This is a genomic window from Leptospira bourretii (genome assembly GCF_004770145.1).
GTDB classification, from domain to species: Bacteria; Spirochaetota; Leptospiria; order Leptospirales; family Leptospiraceae; genus Leptospira_A; species Leptospira_A bourretii.
The window spans coordinates 156,909-174,872 of sequence record NZ_RQFW01000019.1 but is presented as its reverse complement, the minus strand read 5'-3'; the positions used below and the strand labels follow the sequence as shown (position 1 = coordinate 174,872).

Below are 17,964 nucleotides of genomic sequence, written 5' to 3'. Positions count from 1 at the left end.
AGTGCTAAAGAGGAGAATGAGCATGTTGTTCCGAATTCTAGACCCACAAACCAAAGCAAATCAGTTCTGGAGAGATTTTGACAGACTGAACGATGAGTTGACTCGTTCTATTTTAGACAGTCAATTTGGATCTTCGTCCAATTTCCCTCCAGTGAACGTTTATACAAAGGAAGATGAGGCCCTAGTGACTTGTTTACTTCCTGGACTCGAACCAGACCAAATCGAAATCAACGTAAAAGACAATCTTCTTTCGATCCACGGAAAGAAAAAATCAGAAGAACTAGCCGAAGGAACCGAAGTCCTACGCCGAGAGATTTTTAATGGAGAATTCCATAGGACTTTAGAATTACCGTTTCGAGTCGATTCGGAACATGTCCTTGCAAAATTCACAAATGGAATTTTAAACATCCATCTTCCTCGTAGAGAAGAAGATAAACCTAAAAAAGTATCCATCACACTTGGGTAAGGAGATAAGTTATGAATACACTGACAAAAGAAAATCATGGAAACGTTTCAGAGACCGTCGAAGGGAAAGACCAAAAGTTAACTACTCGTGTTTATTCACCTAACGTTGATGTGTTGGAAACAGAAGAAGCCATTCTGTTCTTTATAGAAATGCCTGGAGTGGACCAATCCTCGGTGGACATTTCCATTGAAAAAGACCAATTGATTTTGGAAGGTAAATTTGTTCCAGTGGAAGAATCTCGTGGCCAAGTGCGACTTGCGGAATACAAGGAAGGAAACTACTACCGCAAGTTTACCATTGGCAAAGCAATTCATTCAGATAAGGCCACTGGCAAAATGAAAAATGGAATTTTAGAGTTAACCATTCCTAAAATGGAACCTAAAAAAACCAAAATCGAAATCCAAAAATAAAATCTCTTTGGTGTTTGGTAAATCGAAAGAGAATTTAATTTCGGACCGGCTCATCTACAAAAGGTGCGCCGGTTTTTTTATTTAAATGAGCGTACGAATGGTATCTAGTAGTTTCCCATTTTCTTCCAGAGTTCCAATGGTGATACGAATATAGTCTTTGGAAATCCCTGTAGAAAAATATCGGATCAGGATGTTTTTATCTTTCAATTGCAAATACAAACTCTCTGGTGAAACACCCGATTTCGGTTTGCAAAACAAAAAATTGGTAGAAGAATCGGGGATGGTAAATCCAAGAGATTCCAATTCATTTTTTAGTTTTTTCCTTTCTGAAATCACGAGAGAACGTTTTTCCAAAAAGTATTCTTTGTCTGCATAGGAGGTTTCGGCTACCACTTGCTCCAAAATTCCTACATTATAAGAATCTTTGAGTTTGCGGATCCAGGAGATCACTTCAAGAGATCCTACTAGATAACCCACACGGAGTCCAGCAAGAGCATAAGATTTAGAAAAGGTACGAGAAACTACTAGATTTGGATGGTTTCCTATTTCAGGCATCAAACTAGAGTTCGGCTCTGTGAAATCTATATAGGCTTCATCGGATAAAACAATGCCTTGAAAATTTTTAACCAAGTTAAGGAGTTTTTCTTTTGGTTCTTCCACACCGGTAGGTGCATTGGGATGAGCAAAACAAAGTAGTTTTCCTTGTTCCTTTTCCAAGGATTCAAAATCAAAATGTAAGTCGGATTTAAGGGGAATGGCTTTGTAAGTAGCTCCCACCATCATCTGTTCGGTAAGAACCGGATAAAAGGAATAGGTTGGGTCTGGGGCAACGACCACATCTCCTGGGCCAATGAGGGCTTGGAATAACAAACGTAAGGCTTCATCAGATCCATTGGTGACTAAAATTTGATCTGGGTCTAAATGGTAGTCTTTCGCTATGAGTTCCTGAAGTTTTCTTCCGTGGTAGTTGGGATACTTTCGTAAAACACCCGTCACCAAAACTTTGTCTACGGCTTCTTTGATTTTGGGAGAAGGTGGGTAAGGGTTTTCGTTCGTATTGAGTTTGATCGTTGTGGTACTCAGGCCTGGTTGTTCGCCTGGTGTATAAGGTTTGTAAGTGAGTAGTTCCTTACGAACCAGGGACTCGATTGAAAAAAGTTTTGTCTCTGTTTTCATAGAATCACAACCGGTTCAAAGCATTGATATAAGCTTTGGCACAAGCTTCAATGATATCGGTAGAATCCCCTTTTCCAACCACCCTACGTTCTCCGTCTTCTAACGTGACTGATGCTTCAGCCATGGCATCTGTTCCTTCTGTTACAGGTGAGATCACAAGTCTTGAGAGGAGTGGGGAAAGACCAGTGGCCATATTAATTGCTTTGAAAATGCTATCGACTGGACCGTCTCCGTGTGCTTCCGAGACCTTGGTCTCTCCTTTGATGAACAAAGAAATTTTGGAACTCGGAGTTTGGTTGGAACCAGTATTTTGTTCAAAAGAAAGGAGGCGATATTTTTCATCCACTTGGGATCTACTGATCTCTGCTTGGAAAAGGGCCGCGATGTCTTCATCAAAGACTTCCTTTTTTTTATCAGCAATCTCTAGGAAACGATTGTATGCATTGTCGATTTCTTCCGGTTTGGGATCAAAACCCATACGAATGACTCGGTCTTTGAATCCTGCTCTTCCGGAATGGCGTCCAAGCACCATACGATTGGATTTGAGTCCCACAGATTCTGGAGTCATAATTTCATAGGTTTGTCTATTTTTAATCACACCATCTTGGTGGATTCCAGATTCATGCGCAAAGGCATTGGCTCCCACAATGGATTTGTTAGGTTGGACCACCATCCCTGTGATGGTTTTTACCAAATGAGAGCCGCGAGTGATGAGAGTAGAATCAATTTTTGTTTCCACACCAAAAGCATCTTTTCTTGTTTTGAGAGCCATCACCACTTCTTCCATAGCTGTGTTTCCGGCTCTTTCTCCGATTCCGTTGATGGTACATTCAATCTGACGACCACCAGCAAGAACGGTTGCCAGAGAGTTCGCAACTGCAAGTCCTAGGTCGTTATGGCAATGGGCCGAAAAAATCACTTTGTCGGCTCCTTTTACTTCCTTTTTTAAGAAACGAAAGAGATCCATGTATTCTTGCGGGGTTGTATAACCAACAGTGTCTGGGATATTGATGGTAGTGGCACCTTCTTCGATGACTGCCTCCACTAACTCGCGTAAGAAGTCCCATTCGGAGCGAGTTGCATCTTCTGGGGAAAATTCCACATCGGTGACAAAGTCTCTAGCCATTTTCACAGCCACTCTTGCCATCTCTAATACTTCCGAGGGAGACTTCCCAAGTTTATGTTTCATGTGGATGGGAGATGAAGCAATAAAGGTATGAATGCGTTTTTGTTTGGCAGGTTTTAGGGCATCACGAGCTGCTTCTAAATCAGGTCGAAGGGCACGAGCCAGTCCACAAATGATAGGACCTTCAATTTCACGTGCGATTCGCTCCACTGCTTTGAATTGTACGGGAGAAGAAACTGGAAATCCTGCCTCGATGATATCCACCTTCATCCGGGCAAGGTGTTGGGCAATTTCCACCTTTTCATCTTCGCTCATCGCAGCCCCTGGGCACTGTTCCCCATCCCTAAGTGTGGTATCAAATATGCGTACGTAATCTTCCATCTACTTCCAGATCATACGTTCGCTTCACTCTGTCAAGTGCGTATGGAATGCACCCGTGATCCAATGGTAGGGTTTCCCGTCCTTGCCTATGGGAATGGGAGTTTTTCTCCCTTCACTCCAAAACCGGATGGGTTTTTCTAACTCGTAAGGGACTTTTGTTTCGGTGATTTGGGAGAAGTAGGCCTTGGTATTCTCTCGGGGAAATGGAAATAGAAAAAGGATCCCCGAAAGTACCAAAAGAACCAAAACGGGGGCCTTCGGATTCATCTTTTGCAAAATGGGAAAGAATACCCAGGTGACTCCTAGAAGAGAAAAGAAGAGAAGAGGGAACAAATACCGAATGGGATAAGGGTGGAGATAGGTAAACCTTCCTATAGTGAGTAAAAGTATAAGAAGGATCGGAAAAAACACAAGGAGTAAGTGTTGGTTTAATTTTGGGAATCTGGTAAAACTCAAAAAGACAAATCCAGTCAAAACGAGAAGGGACCTGCCTTGGTAAAATATATGTTTTGAAAAATCAAAAAGATAAGTTCCCGAAAGTGTAATCACTTCTTTTGGATTCAGTTTGTTTAGGTAAGTGAATAAAGTTTGGAAACTACTGGGAATGGATAAACTTTCTTTGCATCCAAAGAAAATGAGTTCATTCCAAAAAAGGAAAAAAATTACCAAAATCCAAAATCGTTTTTCTTTAAAATATGAAATTCGATCCGCAAAAGGAATTTCCAAATTCCAAATCCTAACCACAAAAAAACTAATCACTCCGACAGCAAAGGAAAACCGATCGGACAGATAGAGGAGCGAAAAACCGAAGAAAAAAATGAAAACCAAAGGAAGTGGCAAAACCTGCGAGGACCTTAATATCTTTTTTTCTTTATCGTTTAACAGTGAATATAGATAGATTGTGAGAAATAGAGAGAAAAAAAATCCCGAACTATGATGAGCCCCAGAAAAAAAATAACTAAAAGGAAGGGGTTTGTCACCTAATCCATATCCGATGAGTGAAAATATCACCAATAGAAATTCAAAGCAGTACAAAAATTCTAATGATTTCAATTTTGTTGTATAGAATGAAATAAAAATGGCAATCCCTAGGAGGACAAAAAACATTTGGATGGTTCCATAAATACTTGGAAGGTATAAAAAAGGGACAAAGGGAAAAAGAGCCAAATCCATCAAAAGGTCAGGGAAAAAATAAGGAGAAGGTGGGAGATACCAATGCCCGATCCCCTTCCCAGAAACTAGATCCTTCAGAAGTAAGGGAAGGTATAAATGATCAGCCGAATGAATGGATTCAAAATATATGGTTTCGCATAACAAAAAGTTAATGAAGGATGAAATCAAAAAAAACAAAAAAAAGGAAAAATTAGATGGGGATTGGGTCGACATAGGATTCTTAAATAAAATTCTCAAACTTAAGGTAGAGTTCCTTGGAAAATGAAAGAAAATAAAAACATGGATTTTGTCCTCCCTCAGTTTTTCTCGGTGAATTTATTCGGTGGAGAAAATACTGCGATACCAGCACAGTTTTACCAATCGTTTTTGGGTGGAACTCTTCTAAAAGAAAGTTTTGGCCATTCCGAATTGAAACTTGCAACTGGCCAAACCATAGTCTTTTCCAAAAATTCAGAACATTGCCCCGTGCGACCAGGGACCATTACCATTCAATGTTTGCCCGAAACGGTCCAAAATCATCCTCAACTTTCCACTTTGAAGTTAGTCGAGCAAGTGCCAGGGAAGAATTATTCTTTGTATGAAGACTCTTGGGGGAACTGGATTTGGATTTATTTTTTAGATTCTAAGTAAGTTGCCAAAAGGTCAGGGTAATCGGTAATCAGGCCCGCCACTCCGGAAGCAAGCAGTGTCTTCCATTCTTCTTCCGTATTGGTGGTATAAGGAATCACCAGAAGAGATTTTGCCTTTAGGTCATCCACAAATTCCTTGGTGCAAGCAGAAAGATGTGGAAGGATCAAATCTGGCTCATAGTCCATATAATTCTTGTTTAGCGAATCTCCTTTTTCGACAAGAAGGCCACGTAGTACTTCTGGTTCTTCTTTTCGAATGAGATCCACAAGATCCCAGTCAAAACTGCTCACCCAAATTCGATTGTGTAGTTTCCATTTCCGAATGAGTTTCACAAGGGCAAGAGCCAGAGCCTTTCTTTCTTCAGGGTTCCCTTCACTTTTCATTTCAATATCGAAAACTGTGTTCTCTGGAAGAGTTTGGATCACTTGGGAGAGAGTGGGAATTTGTTCCCCTTCAAAGGCTTCATCAAAAAAACTCCCCGCATCAAGTTCTGCTAAGTCGCGGTATTTATATTCAGAGACTTTTCCCTCACCGTCAGTCGTTCGATCGACTGTAAAGTCATGGATGACCACAAGTTCTCCTGAGCCACAAAGCATGGTATCCAATTCAAAAAACCTTGTGGATTCCGCACCGACAAGAAAAGATACAAGGGTGTTTTCGGGTGCAAGGCCACGTGCCCCCCTGTGTCCAATATTCGCTGGACCATTTCCCAAAATGGTTTTGAGTCTTTCGATTCTTGGTTGGAACATATTCTCCCTTACCCTGGTTGGATGGTGGACTCTAGTCCTTCTTCTTCCATCGCAGCGCTAAACATTTGTTTTTTCAGTGTTTCTCCTAAGTATCGATCAATGTAGATATGGATGGCATAAAGAAGTGGTGTGATGAGGATGGCCACTCCCAATTTATAAAGAAAGTTTGTATTGGCAATGGAGATCAGTTTGGAAACGGGATGGTATTTTCCAAGGGCAATGAAGATGACCACATAGGAATCGATGAGTTGTGAGATGACGGTAGATCCAGTGGCCCGAAGCCAAATATGTTTTCCTCCCGTTTTTTTGCGAAGGAAATGAAAGGTGTGAAGGTCTATCATCTGGCCAATCACATAAGCGATGATGGAACCTAGGATCACAAGACCTGAATTGGCAAACACCCGTTCAAAGGAGGCATCATCAATGGGTGACTCAGGGCTTGCGGGAATTTGGATATCGATCACAATGAGGAGGTAAGCAAAACCAATCATCACCATCCCAAGAAAGGTAGTAGCCCTAACCACTTTGCGACCATAATATTCATTGAGTAAATCTGTGATGATAAAGGTAACAGGAAAAGGGATAACCCCCATCGTCATCGTAAACCCGAAGGCAAAAAATAATTTACTACCTGTGAGTTCGGCAAGAAGGAGAAAGGTGAGAAAAAAACTAAGAAGAACCGTATAAAGAATCACCGGTTTTTGTTTGAGAAGATGCATACTATCTTTTTCCTTTCTTATTAATTTCGACTAGGAGAGATTCCTGGCTAAAAAAATATGGGATGTGAAATAGATAGTGAGTTCTTTTAATATTCTCTACTCTTTTTTTATTATAAGATCGATAATCATACTAGAAGTAATTTATGTCCGAAAAAGAAAACCCATCCACACCGAAACGTCCGCTGTCGAATGCAGCTAAATACACTCTCTTATTTGCCTCTTGGGTATTTCTTTCCACCATCTCCTTTTATTTAGGAATGAACTTAATCCAAAATGATGGAACGGCTCTTGTTTTAAAAGACACTGCAAAAGCCGGAAATGCAAATCCCAGTGTTGTGGAAGCATCGACTCCTTCTCTAGGAACTCCATCGGAGATGGAAACCAAGGAAAACGCTGAAAACCAAACAACTACGGAGAACCCAGAGGAATCTGTGGAACTTCCTGGTTTTGTTCCTGACGAAAATGTGAGTTTCCGTTCCTCTGCTTGGTCCACTGATTGGACTGCCATGAAGAAAACGGTTCACCTTTACAATGAAATCCATCCTTTTATTTATACCATGAAAGGTGGGCTCTCCAATAATGGGGAACTTATTTCTAGTTGGTCCAGTTCTTCCAGAAAAGAACGAGTACAGGAACTTCGTGCACTCAATCCGAAAGTAAAAATCATTCCGACTATCTTTCGTTGGGAAAATCCAAAAGAAAAAATCCAAGAAAACATTGGGATGGGGGGACGTAACGACATCCGCGACCACCACATCCAAGTCATCGTAAACGAAATTATGACCTATGGTTATGACGGGATTGATATCGATTACGAAGGGATGTCTTGCGATAAAAAAGAAAAGTTTGAAGAGTTCTTTGTTTTACTCGCTCGTGAAGTTCATAAAAAAGGAAAACTCATTTCGGTGGCAGTTCACCCAAAAACTCCCGCTGAAAAAAGTAAAAAGAAGGAACTCCAATGCCGTGGTCTATCGAAACCGATCGCACTAGACTTCCGTGAAAATTGGAGAGGGCCTACCACCCACGACTATGCCTTCCTTGCCAAACACGCAGACCGAGTGAAAATTATGGCTTACGAACTCCATCCAAGAAAGTACCATAACCCAGGGCCAGGCCCCCAAGCACCCAATGTTTGGCTAAAAGACATTATCACTTATGCGAAAAAAAGAGTGCCAACACATAAACTTTATATGGCAATCCCCACTTACGGATATGATTGGGCTTTGAATTGTAAGGCATCTGCCAAAGCCATCTATCATTCTGATGCCCAAAGGATCAAAGCAGGGACACATAAAAATCGCCAACCGACTGATATCAATCGAATCTTAAATGAAGAAAACAAAGTAGCAAGTTGGAGAAACTTATCTAAGTTTTCGGAAATTCATAAAAACCGTGCGTATGAAGATCCTTCTCTTTGGTATACGAGTGGTGGTTGTGACCGAGTTGCTTTTTATATGAACCGCCGGGCCTTTGAAGAAAAAATGACACTTCTAAGAAAATACGATTTAGGTGGATTTTCTTTTTGGCAACTCGTAACAGACAATGATCCAGAAATCAATGTGTATTTGAGTAAACTGGTCCAAGGCCAACTTCCTCCGGTAGAAAAAGCAAAAGAGGAAGAAGAACCTAAAGAAGAAGCGGTTCTCCCTGCCAATGAATCAAAAGAAACATTGAAAGTATCTGAATCAAAACCAAAAACCAAAACAAAAAAGTTTTAAAATGAAGACCTTAATCTCTTCGGATGTAAGTTTGCTTGCGAACCTCATCCAAGAGGGTAAGGTTGTGATCTTTCCCACAGAAACGGTTTATGGGATTGGAGCCTCAACCCGAAGCGAAGAGGCTTGCCTTCGGGTTTACGAAATCAAAGGAAGGCCGAGAGACAATCCCCTGATTGCCCATTTTCATTCGATTGAATTCATTGAAGAGGTTTGTGTGTTAGGGGAACTCGGTCGAAAGTTATTAGAAAAATTTTCGCCAGGCCCTCTCACTCTCATCCTTCCCAAAAAAGATAAATCCCTATTTCCTAAGGAATTGGATACTCTTGCGGTGCGAATTCCAAAAAATCCAGTCATCCGGGAATGGATTCGGCAGACGGGTGGACCTGTTTCTGCTCCTTCCGCCAATTTATCTGGAAGGCCCTCTCTTACTAAACTAACAGATGTTGTGCGATACTTTGAGGGGAAAGTGGATGGAATCTTAATTGCGGAAGAACCTAGTTTCGGAATCGAATCCACTGTGGTGAGTTTAGTGGGAGAACATCCAACTCTTCTCCGACCTGGTTCCATTGAATCAGAAGAGTTAAAAACAATCCTTCCTAACCTGATCATTCCCAGTCCTTTTGAAACTTCGCCAGTCCTGTCTGTTTCCCATGTTCCGTTGAGTCCGGGAACCAAATACAAACACTATGCACCCTCAGCCCAAGTGGTCTTGGCTTCCAGAGAAGAATTTATCCATAGTTTAGAGGTTGGATTTGATCCCAAAGAGACGGCTTGGATTGGATTTTCTTTCCCAGAAAAAATCAGGAAAGGAAATCTCTTTTCCAAGACAAATGAAACTGTTGCCAAAAAAAGAGAAGAGCATTCGGAATTTGATCATTTCTCTCTTGTGTCGACAAACGAAGAGTATGCGTCAAAACTCTATGCTTTCTTTGAGGCCTGTGATCTTGCTAAAATCCAAACCATCATCTGTGAAGCTCCCAAACTGGGTAGGGGGTGGGAGGGTTTACGAAACCGGCTCGAAAAAGCCTCCCGGAGAAATTAAAACTAAATTTACTTTCTATTTTTCCAAGCAAGACGCACGGGACTTAACAGCGATACTTCATTGAATGATTCGAGAAATTTTAGTTCAGCCATAAGCCCACCAAGGAGTGGGATTTTATTTTTCAAATTGTAAGCAGGGAGTTCCTCAGTCACGATGATGGGTTTTCCACCTAACCTTTCTTTGATGTCGTGTACGGCATCCAATAGTCCTCCCAGGGAATCTACAATTCGGTTTTCTACTGTAGGCAAATACACTCTGCCCATTCCAATTTTTGGCATTTCTTCCAAAGGAATCTTTCGGCCTTCAGAAACTCGGCGGTAAAATAGGCCTTCGGTTTTTTTGATTTGGGATTCCAAATATTGTACACTTTGTTTGGAGAGTGGTTGGAATTCGGAATGAATATCGCGAAATGGATAAAAACCAATGGCTTCTTTATTCAGTTGGAATTTTTTATATAACTTTTGTAAGTTGGCCCTGATACTCACGGCTCCAATGGAACCTGTAATACATACAGGGGATGCTGTGATATGATCCACCGCCGAACCAATATAATACCCACCACTTGCCACTGTATCTTTAAAGTAAGCAGTGACAATTTTTGTTTTTTTGAGCTCCATAATTTCCTGATGGATTTGTTCGGAATAAAAAGCAGAACCGCCGGGAGAGGAAATTTCTAAAATGACTGCTTTTATTTTTTTATCTTCTGCAAGTGCCTTCAAGTTCGGAATCAGAGAGAAAGCTTCAATTTTACCGTTTTCTCGATTTTTATGCAAATAGTCCCCACCGGTAATTCCTCCTTCTAAAGGAAGGATAACTACTTCTGCTTTTCGTTTGGGGAAAAAACAAAAATCTTTGATAGAATGATGTAACGATGGATAGTTTCCAGAAAATACTTTTCTGTCTTCAGAGAAAAATTCGTTTTCTGTTTTGATTCCTGTAATGACACCTGCTGACAAAAGTTCATCGGCTGAAAGCATCGGTTTGTAAAATAAAGATTCTAAAGACTTTTGTCCATTGGTAAGGGCAGTCAGTAATACTTTTCGTAAATCTAAAATCAGAGTTTCTAAATTCTTTTTTGCTTCTTTAGAAAATTCCCCTCGTGTAAAACTTTCGGCAAAGGATTTGTAAGGGCCTGAAGCAAAGGCTTGCACTTCGATTCCCCAGGTTTTTAAAAATTTACCAAAAAACATGGGTTCGGCGCTTGGAAGTAAAACCATAAATTCGGATTCTGGGGCCAAAAAATTTTCCGTTGCGGCCGTGAGTAAAAGCAAAGTTCCCACACCACCTTCTTTGGCAAAAATTCTCACTTTTTTCCCTGATTCTTTGATCGCTAAAATTTGGTTTCTCACTTCATAGAATTCAGAGAGAGTCCATTCTAATGGTGGTAGAGAAATATCCAATGTTTTGATTTTATCATTTTTTTGGATGAGTTTGAGAAGGATGAGGAGTTCGAGTCTTGTGACCGTTTCTTCCTTCCCTTGCAATTTTTTGACAATATAAGATTTGTAAGAATCCTCAAAGACAGCAGGGAATTCCAATTCATAAACTTCCCGACCCCTTTGAAAAATTAGGCTTAGACGTAGGTAAAGTAAGTACAGAAGCCGGAAGGGAAGGAAAATGATTAAAAAAAGAATTCGAAACACGTAAGATCCTCTTCCGTCATTTCTTAAAATTCTTTCCAGAATGAAAGAGGAAAACAAGCTATCCGTTGTGGATTCCTTTATTCGTATTCGTGGCGCTCGTGAACATAACCTTAAAAACGTAAATCTTGATATCCCCAGGGACAAACTTGTGGTTATCACTGGTCTTTCCGGTTCGGGAAAATCTTCCTTAGCTTTTGATACCATCTATGCCGAGGGGCAACGAAGGTATGTCGAGTCTCTTTCCAGTTATGCCCGCCAATTCCTTGGACAAATGGAAAAACCAGAGGTAGACCAAATTGAAGGTTTAAGCCCCGCCATCTCCATCGAACAAAAAACAACCCATAGAAACCCTCGTTCGACGGTGGGAACTGTCACTGAAATTTATGATTATTTACGGCTGTTATATGCCCGTGTTGGAAAACCACACTGTCCGAAATGTGGGACTCCGATCTCTAGTTTGTCTGTAGACCAAATCACCGACCGAATCAATTTATTTCCCGAAGGAACCAAACTCCAAATTATGGCCCCTGTCATCCAAGGGAAAAAAGGGGAACACAAAGAAGTCCTCGAACGTTATAAAAAGGAAGGATTCAATCGGGTGCGAGTGAATGGGGAAGTGTATTCCCTAGAAGATGAAATTCCTTTAAAGAAAAATTTCAAAGCCGATATCGATATCGTTGTGGACCGGATTGTGATGAAACCGGGAATCCAATCTCGGTTGTCTGATTCTGTGGAAACCGCCTTAAAAACTGCCGAGGGAATTGTGGTTGTAGAAGATGGAGAAAAGGATCATCTTTTCTCACAAAAATTATCTTGCCCCAAATGTGATGATGTGAGTATCCCTGAACTCACTCCGAGATTATTTTCCTTTAACTCTCCTTTTGGTGCTTGCTCCAATTGTGATGGCCTTGGTGCCCTCTTGGAATTTGATGAATCCCTTCTTGTGACAGATCGTGAAGCATCCCTTGCAGAAGGTTGTATTGAAGCATGGGGAGGATCCAAATCCAATTCTTATTGGTATATGGCTACCATACAGGCGTTATCTAAAAAATTAAAATTCAACTTAAATACTTCTTGGAAAGATTTACCTGAAAAAGTGAGAAATACCATTTTACATGGAGATTCTTCCATTCATATTGATTATGATTTTCGAGGTGCCAATTCCCATTATGAATTTTCCAAAAACTATGAAGGTGTGATTCCGAACCTCAAACGCCGGTACAAAGAAACCAAATCAGATTCTATGCGCCAATGGTTTGAATCCTTTATGACCAATCATGATTGTGATGAATGTCATGGAAAACGCCTTCGTCCAGAAGCACTGGCTGTCAAAGTCCAAGGGATTGGAATTGATGCTTATACTGGATTCTCTATTGAAAGGGCCTTGGATTTTACCAAATCCTCTGATTACAAAGGGGCAGAAGATACCATCTCCAAACCCATCTTAAAGGAGATTTTACAACGACTTCATTTTTTAAATGATGTGGGAGTTGGATATTTGAATTTAAGCCGTGCTGCTGGAACTTTATCCGGTGGTGAAATGCAAAGGATTCGCCTTGCGACCCAAATTGGATCTCGCCTAATGGGCGTTTTATACATTTTAGATGAACCATCCATTGGTCTTCACCAAAGAGACAATACCAAACTCGTCCAAACCTTAAAAGGACTTCGCAACTTAGGAAATACCGTTCTTGTTGTGGAACATGACAAAGAAACGATGGAAGAGGCAGATTTCATTGTGGATATGGGGCCTGGGGCAGGAGTCCACGGGGGAGAGATTGTTTCTTTTGGAACTCCCGAACAAATCAAAAAGGACAAACATTCTGTCACAGGAAAATTCCTTTCTGGGGAAAAAAGAATTTCCATGCCGGAAACTCGGCGGGTAGGAAATGGAAAGTTTTTAAAGATCACAGGGGCTACACATAACAACCTAAAGAATGTGGAAGTATCCATTCCACTGGGAACTTTAACGGTGGTTACGGGGGTTTCCGGTTCTGGAAAGTCCACTCTCATCAATGAAATTCTTTATAAGGAACTCGCAAGTTCTGTGATGGGAATGAAACTTGTTCCAGGAAAACACAAAAAAATCATTGGCAAAGACCAAATTGATAAAGTCATCAATATTGACCAATCAGCCATAGGTAGGACTCCTCGTTCCAATCCGGCAACTTACACTGGTTTGTTTACATTTGTAAGAGATTTATTCAGTGGACTCGAAGAAGCAAAAGTAAGGGGTTATGGCCCTGGACGATTTAGTTTCAACGTAGCAGGGGGACGCTGTGAAAAATGTGAAGGGGACGGAATTCTAAAAATCGAAATGCATTTCCTTCCCGATATTTATGTGGAATGTGAAGTCTGTAAGGGAAAAAGATACAACCGTGAAACCTTAGAGGTCAAATACAAAGGAAAACATATCTCTGATATTTTGGATATGACCGTAGAAGAAGCTGTCGTTTTTTTCGAAAATATCCCAAACCTCAAACGAAAACTAGACACTCTGATGGATGTAGGTCTTGGTTATATCAAGCTCGGACAAGCTGCCACTACTTTTTCCGGGGGAGAAGCGCAAAGGATCAAACTTTCTACAGAACTTTCCAAAAGACCAACAGGCAAAACACTCTATATTTTAGATGAACCGACGACAGGCCTTCATTTTGAAGACATCGAAAAACTTCTATCTGTTTTGCAAGTGCTTGTGGACAAAGGAAACTCAATGGTCATCATCGAACATAACTTAGATGTGATCAAAGCAGCAGACTATATCATAGACATTGGTCCTGAAGGTGGAGACGGAGGTGGTGAGGTGATCGCCACAGGGACTCCGGAAGAAATTGTTACCGTGAAACGTTCGTTTACTGGCCAGTATTTAAAAAAGGTTTTGGAAGAAGAGAAGGCTCTCGATGCCAAATTTTCTAAAAAGAAATCTAAGTAAATTTTTGTGAGTTTGTATCCCGAAAATTTGATTCTGAAATATGGAAACTCTGGATCTCCCTATCCAAAAGATTCAGAGGGAATCGAGGGCTTTTACCGGAGTTGGAAACCTTATCTTATCCGTGAAGGTTACTACCATTTCCTGCTTGGTCGCGAGTCTTATTTAGAATTCCAAAAGAAACTTTCTCTTTTGGCAGAAGAGCCGGTTGGAGTATCCTTAAGCCTTTCTTGTATGGTAGAAGTGAACGTGGCCGGAGGAATCCTTTGTCATGCGAGCCGAATCCATTGGGAAAACCATAACCAAAATCAGAATCTGGAAACACTAACGCAAGAGGTTCTTCATTCGCTTTGGGATGCTTTTCGAACTGGCAATCCGACGAAAATTTATGCTGTGGGAGTGAGTGAACCTGGTTGGGAAACGAAACTTAGAAAGTTAAGTTCGAGGGTTATAGAAGGAAAGTTATCTGGAACTAAATCCTTTATCACAAATGGGGCGGAAGCAGATACCATCTTTTGGGTGACTAAATCGGAAGAGCGAAATCCAGTTTATTTGGTCAAACGGAATCAAAATACAAAAAGTCCAATCATAGGGCAAGATTCTAACAATTCTAACCAAACTAGTGAAGAATCCTTCCATACCGATTTTACTCCGCTGGTTACCCACCTCAAACTAAAGTTATGCGAATATCCAATTCATCCAGAAGATTTGATTTTAGAAAACTATGGAAAATTGGGAATGGAACTAAGACTAAAAGAACTTCTTTCTTTGGTATCCTTACTCATTGGAAAATCCAAAAAAGTCTCTTTGGAAAATGAACCTGTAAAAGAGGAAAGAGAAAAACTCACTCTCTGGCGAAACAAATTTTTATCAGAGTGCCATGGAAATCCAGATACCGATTTTTTACTTTCAGGTTTTCCTTATCCGACAGAGGGACTTCTTCTGGCACTGAGCAAATATTGGAATTTAGGATCTCCAAAAGACTTAAAGTCTGTGGATCCAGACTACCAACTTTTTGTTTGGGAAGATCAGTTCACAGAGTATTTAATCCAAAAGAAAAAAAGAAAACTTTCTTAATGGTGGTGGTCGTGTGCATGTCCGTGGCTATGCCCATGGTGGCCAAACTCACGTTCCGTTTCTCTAACAGAAATTTCTTCTAATTTTTCTTTGAGTGAAGAGGAAAGAATTTCTACAGAAACAAAGGGAACTCCAAATTCTCCTTTGAGTACTTTGTGAATTTCTAATACGATTTTATCTCTGTCTGTATTTTGGTTTACTAAGATCTGTAATTCGACAGAAAATACACCGGAAGTAAGTTTTCGAACCGTTATCTGAGAAACGGCCTCAATCCCTTTTAATACTTTAATATGCTCTAACAAATGTTCTTTGTCAAAATCACTCGTGTCAGCTTCGATTAATATTTCAATAGATTCTTTAACGATTCCATAGGAAGTTTTTAGGATAAAAATTCCAAGAATCACACTAAGGAAATGATCCACTTCTTTAAATCCAGTAAAACGAATGATAAGAGCTCCGAGAACTACGGCTAAGGTTCCTAATAGATCGCTTAGAACATGTAAATAGGCTGACTTTAAGTTGAGACTAGTTTTACTCACTCCCACAAGAAGGCCCGCCGATACCAAATTGATTCCAAAACCAATGGCAGCATAAGCCAACATTGAGTCGGGTTCTACATGAGCCGTCCCTGAAAAACGTAAATAACTTTCGTATAAAATGAAAAGGGCAATGCCTATGAGAAGAAAGCCATTGAATAAGGCTGCAAGCACTTCAAAACGGTGAAATCCAAATGGGTATCTTGTTGTGGGTTTTTTTGAAGCAATGAGTAAGGCAAATAAGGAAATGAGATGGGCAAATACGTCAGTAAAGATATGGCCAGCATCTGCGAATAGGGCAAGGCTTCCACTTTCCCGGGAACCAATCCATTCGATAAAAAAAATAACTATGGATAAAATACCCGATAGGCTTAAAAAAAATACCAATCGGGAACGTTTGGGTCTTGGTTTAGTCATTGTTTGTGTTTAATGACCCAGTGGCCCTTGGTACCACAACAATGTCCACACGACGATTGAGTGCTTTGTTTTCTTTGGAAGTATTGGGAACAATGGGTTGGAATTCACCATAACCGGCACTCGAAAAGTTTTTTGGGTTTAGATTTTTATTCTGTAACATATATTCCAAAACGGATAATGCTCGTTCGCTGGAAAGGTGCCAATTGTTTCGAAACTTAGTTTTGATCGGAACATTGTCAGTATGTCCTTCCACAACAATATAGTTCTCTGGATAAGAAGCAAGGATCTCTCGGATCTTATCGATGGCAGGAAGGATGGCAGGTTTTAGTTCCGAGGAGCCACTATCAAAGGAAATTTTATCATCGATATTGATGATGAGTTTGTTGTGAAAACGTTTGAGACGGATTTGGCCAGAGGTAATTTCTTTTGCTAATTTTTCTTCAAACTCTTTGGTTTGTTCCGCAAGGCGTTCCAATTCTCTTTTTTGTTCTTTGGTGAGTTTGCGAAGGTTTCCTAGTTCCTCTTCCAAATTACGAATTCTTTCTTTGAGTTCATCTATTTTTGATTCATAGGTATCTCGAAGTTTTTGTTCTTTTTGGAGGCATTCACGTTCTTTATCTTCTAGTTTTTTCTTATAGGCATCTAAATCGGCTCGGTCTTTTTCTTCTCGTTTTCGATTTTCTTCCGCAAGTAGGCGTTCCTTATCTGTTCCCTTTTTTTCCAGGCTTCGAAGGCGCATATCGTAATCACGCATTTTGTCGGAGTATTCATCTTGTTCTTTGGCGCGATTGCGTTTTTCCAGTTCCAAATCTTCAGTGAGATTTCGGTTTTGCGTTTGGAGTTCTTTTTTTTCTTCTTCCAACCGGTTCAGTTCGTTTTGGTGTTGTTTGCGAATATCAGCTAATTCCAATTCTAAAGCGTATTTTTCTTTATAAATTTGGTTGTACTCATAAGGGAAATAAACCCAATCGGCAGAGAGGTTTGCTAGGGAGACAAAACCATATAGGAAGAGGATGCCAATGAATCGGATTTTATTTCGCATCATCAAAACTATCCTCTAAATTGACTTTTGGCAAACTCGGTGCTTCTGTTTTTACCCGTTCCCAGTCAGAGACCCGACGACGAGCATCTGATTTTTTTTCTGCATACTGGGTTTCATAAATTTCTTTTTTGATGTATTCTGGATCAGCGGGAGTTTTTCCCTGAGATTCTTGGAACTTGACTGCGATTTCGGAACGAACTAATTCCAGTTCTGCGATGAGTTCCCCGAGAGCTGCTTCTTTCATTTCCAAATAAGCCTTGTCTTCTTTTTCCTTTTGCACCCAAGTTTTGTATCTTGTTTCTTCTTTGGCGCGCTCCAATTCATGAGCTTGGCTTTCTTCTAGATACCTTTTGGATGTGGCAGAGTCTTCTCTCAAAACAAAATAAGTTTCTTTGTTTCTGGCCAAATCACGTTGTGCACTGTGTTTTGTTACTTTCGACTGAGAGATTTTGATGGCTTGGGTTGTGAGTGTGTTGGCCTTTCTTTGGGCCGAAACTTCGTTATTCAATTTGATGATGCGGTCGGTTAGAACTCTTGTTGCGTTCTTTTGCTCGGCATTCATCACTTCGTCCCTAACATAGGCATCGGGAACCTTATTAATTTTAGGTTCGAAAAGAACACATTGGGAAAAAACTAGGAGAAGAAAAAGATTCGTTTTCAAAATTCGAACTCGTGCCGACATAGGATATAGCCTATGCTCCACGTGACATAACCGTCAATTGTAAATTTC

Annotated in this window: 16 protein-coding genes; 7 read left to right on the top strand and 9 right to left on the bottom strand. The window is 40.5% G+C overall.

Annotated features, from left to right (window positions below; translation table 11 throughout):
- Positions 1–22 precede the first annotated feature (22 nt).
- Both EHQ47_RS15090 and EHQ47_RS15085 read left to right on the top strand, forming a co-directional pair.
- Positions 23–466 carry an Hsp20/alpha crystallin family protein gene (locus tag EHQ47_RS15090; RefSeq protein ID WP_135693905.1) on the top strand — a complete coding sequence of 148 codons (444 nt, stop codon included), beginning with the start codon at positions 23–25 and terminating at the stop codon, positions 464–466.
- 11 nt (positions 467–477) lie between these two features.
- Positions 478–876 (top strand): Hsp20/alpha crystallin family protein, encoded by a 399-nt coding sequence (locus EHQ47_RS15085; RefSeq protein ID WP_135777506.1) that lies wholly within the window; start codon positions 478–480, stop codon positions 874–876.
- An 81-nt stretch (positions 877–957) separates the two neighbouring features.
- Here the strand turns inward: EHQ47_RS15085 and hisC are convergent, their stop codons facing one another.
- From hisC to EHQ47_RS15070, 3 genes are read right to left on the bottom strand one after another with little or no spacing between them, the layout of a single operon-like run.
- A complete protein-coding gene (gene hisC, locus EHQ47_RS15080) occupies positions 958–2,052 on the bottom strand; it encodes a histidinol-phosphate transaminase (protein WP_135748960.1) in 1,095 nt (364 codons plus the stop codon).
- A 4-nt stretch (positions 2,053–2,056) separates the two neighbouring features.
- Positions 2,057–3,559, bottom strand: a complete 1,503-nt coding sequence (locus EHQ47_RS15075) for a 2-isopropylmalate synthase (protein ID WP_135748961.1) — start codon at positions 3,557–3,559, stop codon at positions 2,057–2,059.
- 24 nt (positions 3,560–3,583) lie between these two features.
- Complete coding sequence (locus tag EHQ47_RS15070) at positions 3,584–4,945, bottom strand: hypothetical protein (protein ID WP_135750040.1); 1,362 nt, start codon at positions 4,943–4,945, stop codon at positions 3,584–3,586.
- A 48-nt stretch (positions 4,946–4,993) separates the two neighbouring features.
- Between EHQ47_RS15070 and EHQ47_RS15065 the strand changes: the two genes are divergently transcribed.
- Complete coding sequence (locus EHQ47_RS15065) at positions 4,994–5,362, top strand: VOC family protein (protein WP_244290376.1); 369 nt, start codon at positions 4,994–4,996, stop codon at positions 5,360–5,362.
- On the opposite strand, the gene EHQ47_RS15060 is transcribed toward EHQ47_RS15065, so the two are convergent.
- Entirely contained in the window at positions 5,341–6,111 is a 771-nt protein-coding gene (locus tag EHQ47_RS15060; RefSeq protein ID WP_135748172.1) for a glycerophosphodiester phosphodiesterase, read from the bottom strand. The genes EHQ47_RS15065 and EHQ47_RS15060 overlap by 22 nt on opposite strands.
- 8 nt (positions 6,112–6,119) lie before the next feature.
- Positions 6,120–6,830, bottom strand: a complete 711-nt coding sequence (locus EHQ47_RS15055) for a queuosine precursor transporter (protein WP_135693557.1) — start codon at positions 6,828–6,830, stop codon at positions 6,120–6,122.
- Positions 6,831–6,973: 143 nt separating this feature from the next.
- Between EHQ47_RS15055 and EHQ47_RS15050 the strand changes: the two genes are divergently transcribed.
- Both EHQ47_RS15050 and EHQ47_RS15045 read left to right on the top strand, forming a co-directional pair.
- Positions 6,974–8,548 carry a glycosyl hydrolase family 18 protein gene (locus EHQ47_RS15050; protein ID WP_135777505.1) on the top strand — a complete coding sequence of 525 codons (1,575 nt, stop codon included), beginning with the start codon at positions 6,974–6,976 and terminating at the stop codon, positions 8,546–8,548.
- A gap of 1 nt (position 8,549) precedes the next feature.
- On the top strand, positions 8,550–9,590 hold the full coding sequence (locus tag EHQ47_RS15045) for an L-threonylcarbamoyladenylate synthase (protein WP_135777504.1): 1,041 nt from the start codon (positions 8,550–8,552) through the stop codon (positions 9,588–9,590).
- An 8-nt stretch (positions 9,591–9,598) separates the two neighbouring features.
- Here EHQ47_RS15045 and EHQ47_RS15040 read toward each other — a convergent pair whose 3' ends face one another.
- Positions 9,599–11,233: a S49 family peptidase gene (locus tag EHQ47_RS15040; RefSeq protein WP_135777503.1), complete on the bottom strand. Its 1,635-nt coding sequence runs from the start codon at positions 11,231–11,233 to the stop codon at positions 9,599–9,601.
- Positions 11,234–11,273: 40 nt separating this feature from the next.
- Here EHQ47_RS15040 and uvrA point away from each other — a divergent pair, with 40 nt between their 5' ends.
- Together uvrA and EHQ47_RS15030 are read left to right on the top strand one after the other, a co-directional pair.
- A complete protein-coding gene (uvrA, locus tag EHQ47_RS15035; protein WP_135777502.1) occupies positions 11,274–14,165 on the top strand; it encodes an excinuclease ABC subunit UvrA in 2,892 nt (963 codons plus the stop codon).
- Positions 14,166–14,171: 6 nt separating this feature from the next.
- Positions 14,172–15,239, top strand: coding sequence for an acyl-CoA dehydrogenase middle domain-containing protein (locus tag EHQ47_RS15030; protein WP_135777501.1), 1,068 nt, complete (start codon positions 14,172–14,174; stop codon positions 15,237–15,239).
- On the opposite strand, the gene EHQ47_RS15025 is transcribed toward EHQ47_RS15030, so the two are convergent.
- Genes EHQ47_RS15025 through EHQ47_RS15015 form a run of 3 tightly spaced genes read right to left on the bottom strand, consistent with a single transcriptional unit; the run spans position 15,236 to position 17,916 of the window.
- Positions 15,236–16,192 carry a cation diffusion facilitator family transporter gene (locus EHQ47_RS15025; RefSeq protein ID WP_135748178.1) on the bottom strand — a complete coding sequence of 319 codons (957 nt, stop codon included), beginning with the start codon at positions 16,190–16,192 and terminating at the stop codon, positions 15,236–15,238. The genes EHQ47_RS15030 and EHQ47_RS15025 overlap by 4 nt on opposite strands.
- Positions 16,185–17,234: an OmpA family protein gene (locus EHQ47_RS15020; RefSeq protein ID WP_135777500.1), complete on the bottom strand. Its 1,050-nt coding sequence runs from the start codon at positions 17,232–17,234 to the stop codon at positions 16,185–16,187. The genes EHQ47_RS15025 and EHQ47_RS15020 overlap by 8 nt, the downstream gene beginning before the upstream one ends.
- Entirely contained in the window at positions 17,224–17,916 is a 693-nt protein-coding gene (locus EHQ47_RS15015) for a hypothetical protein (RefSeq protein ID WP_135777499.1), read from the bottom strand. Before EHQ47_RS15015 ends, EHQ47_RS15020 begins: the two co-directional genes overlap by 11 nt.
- Between the last annotated feature and the right edge of the window lie 48 nt (positions 17,917–17,964).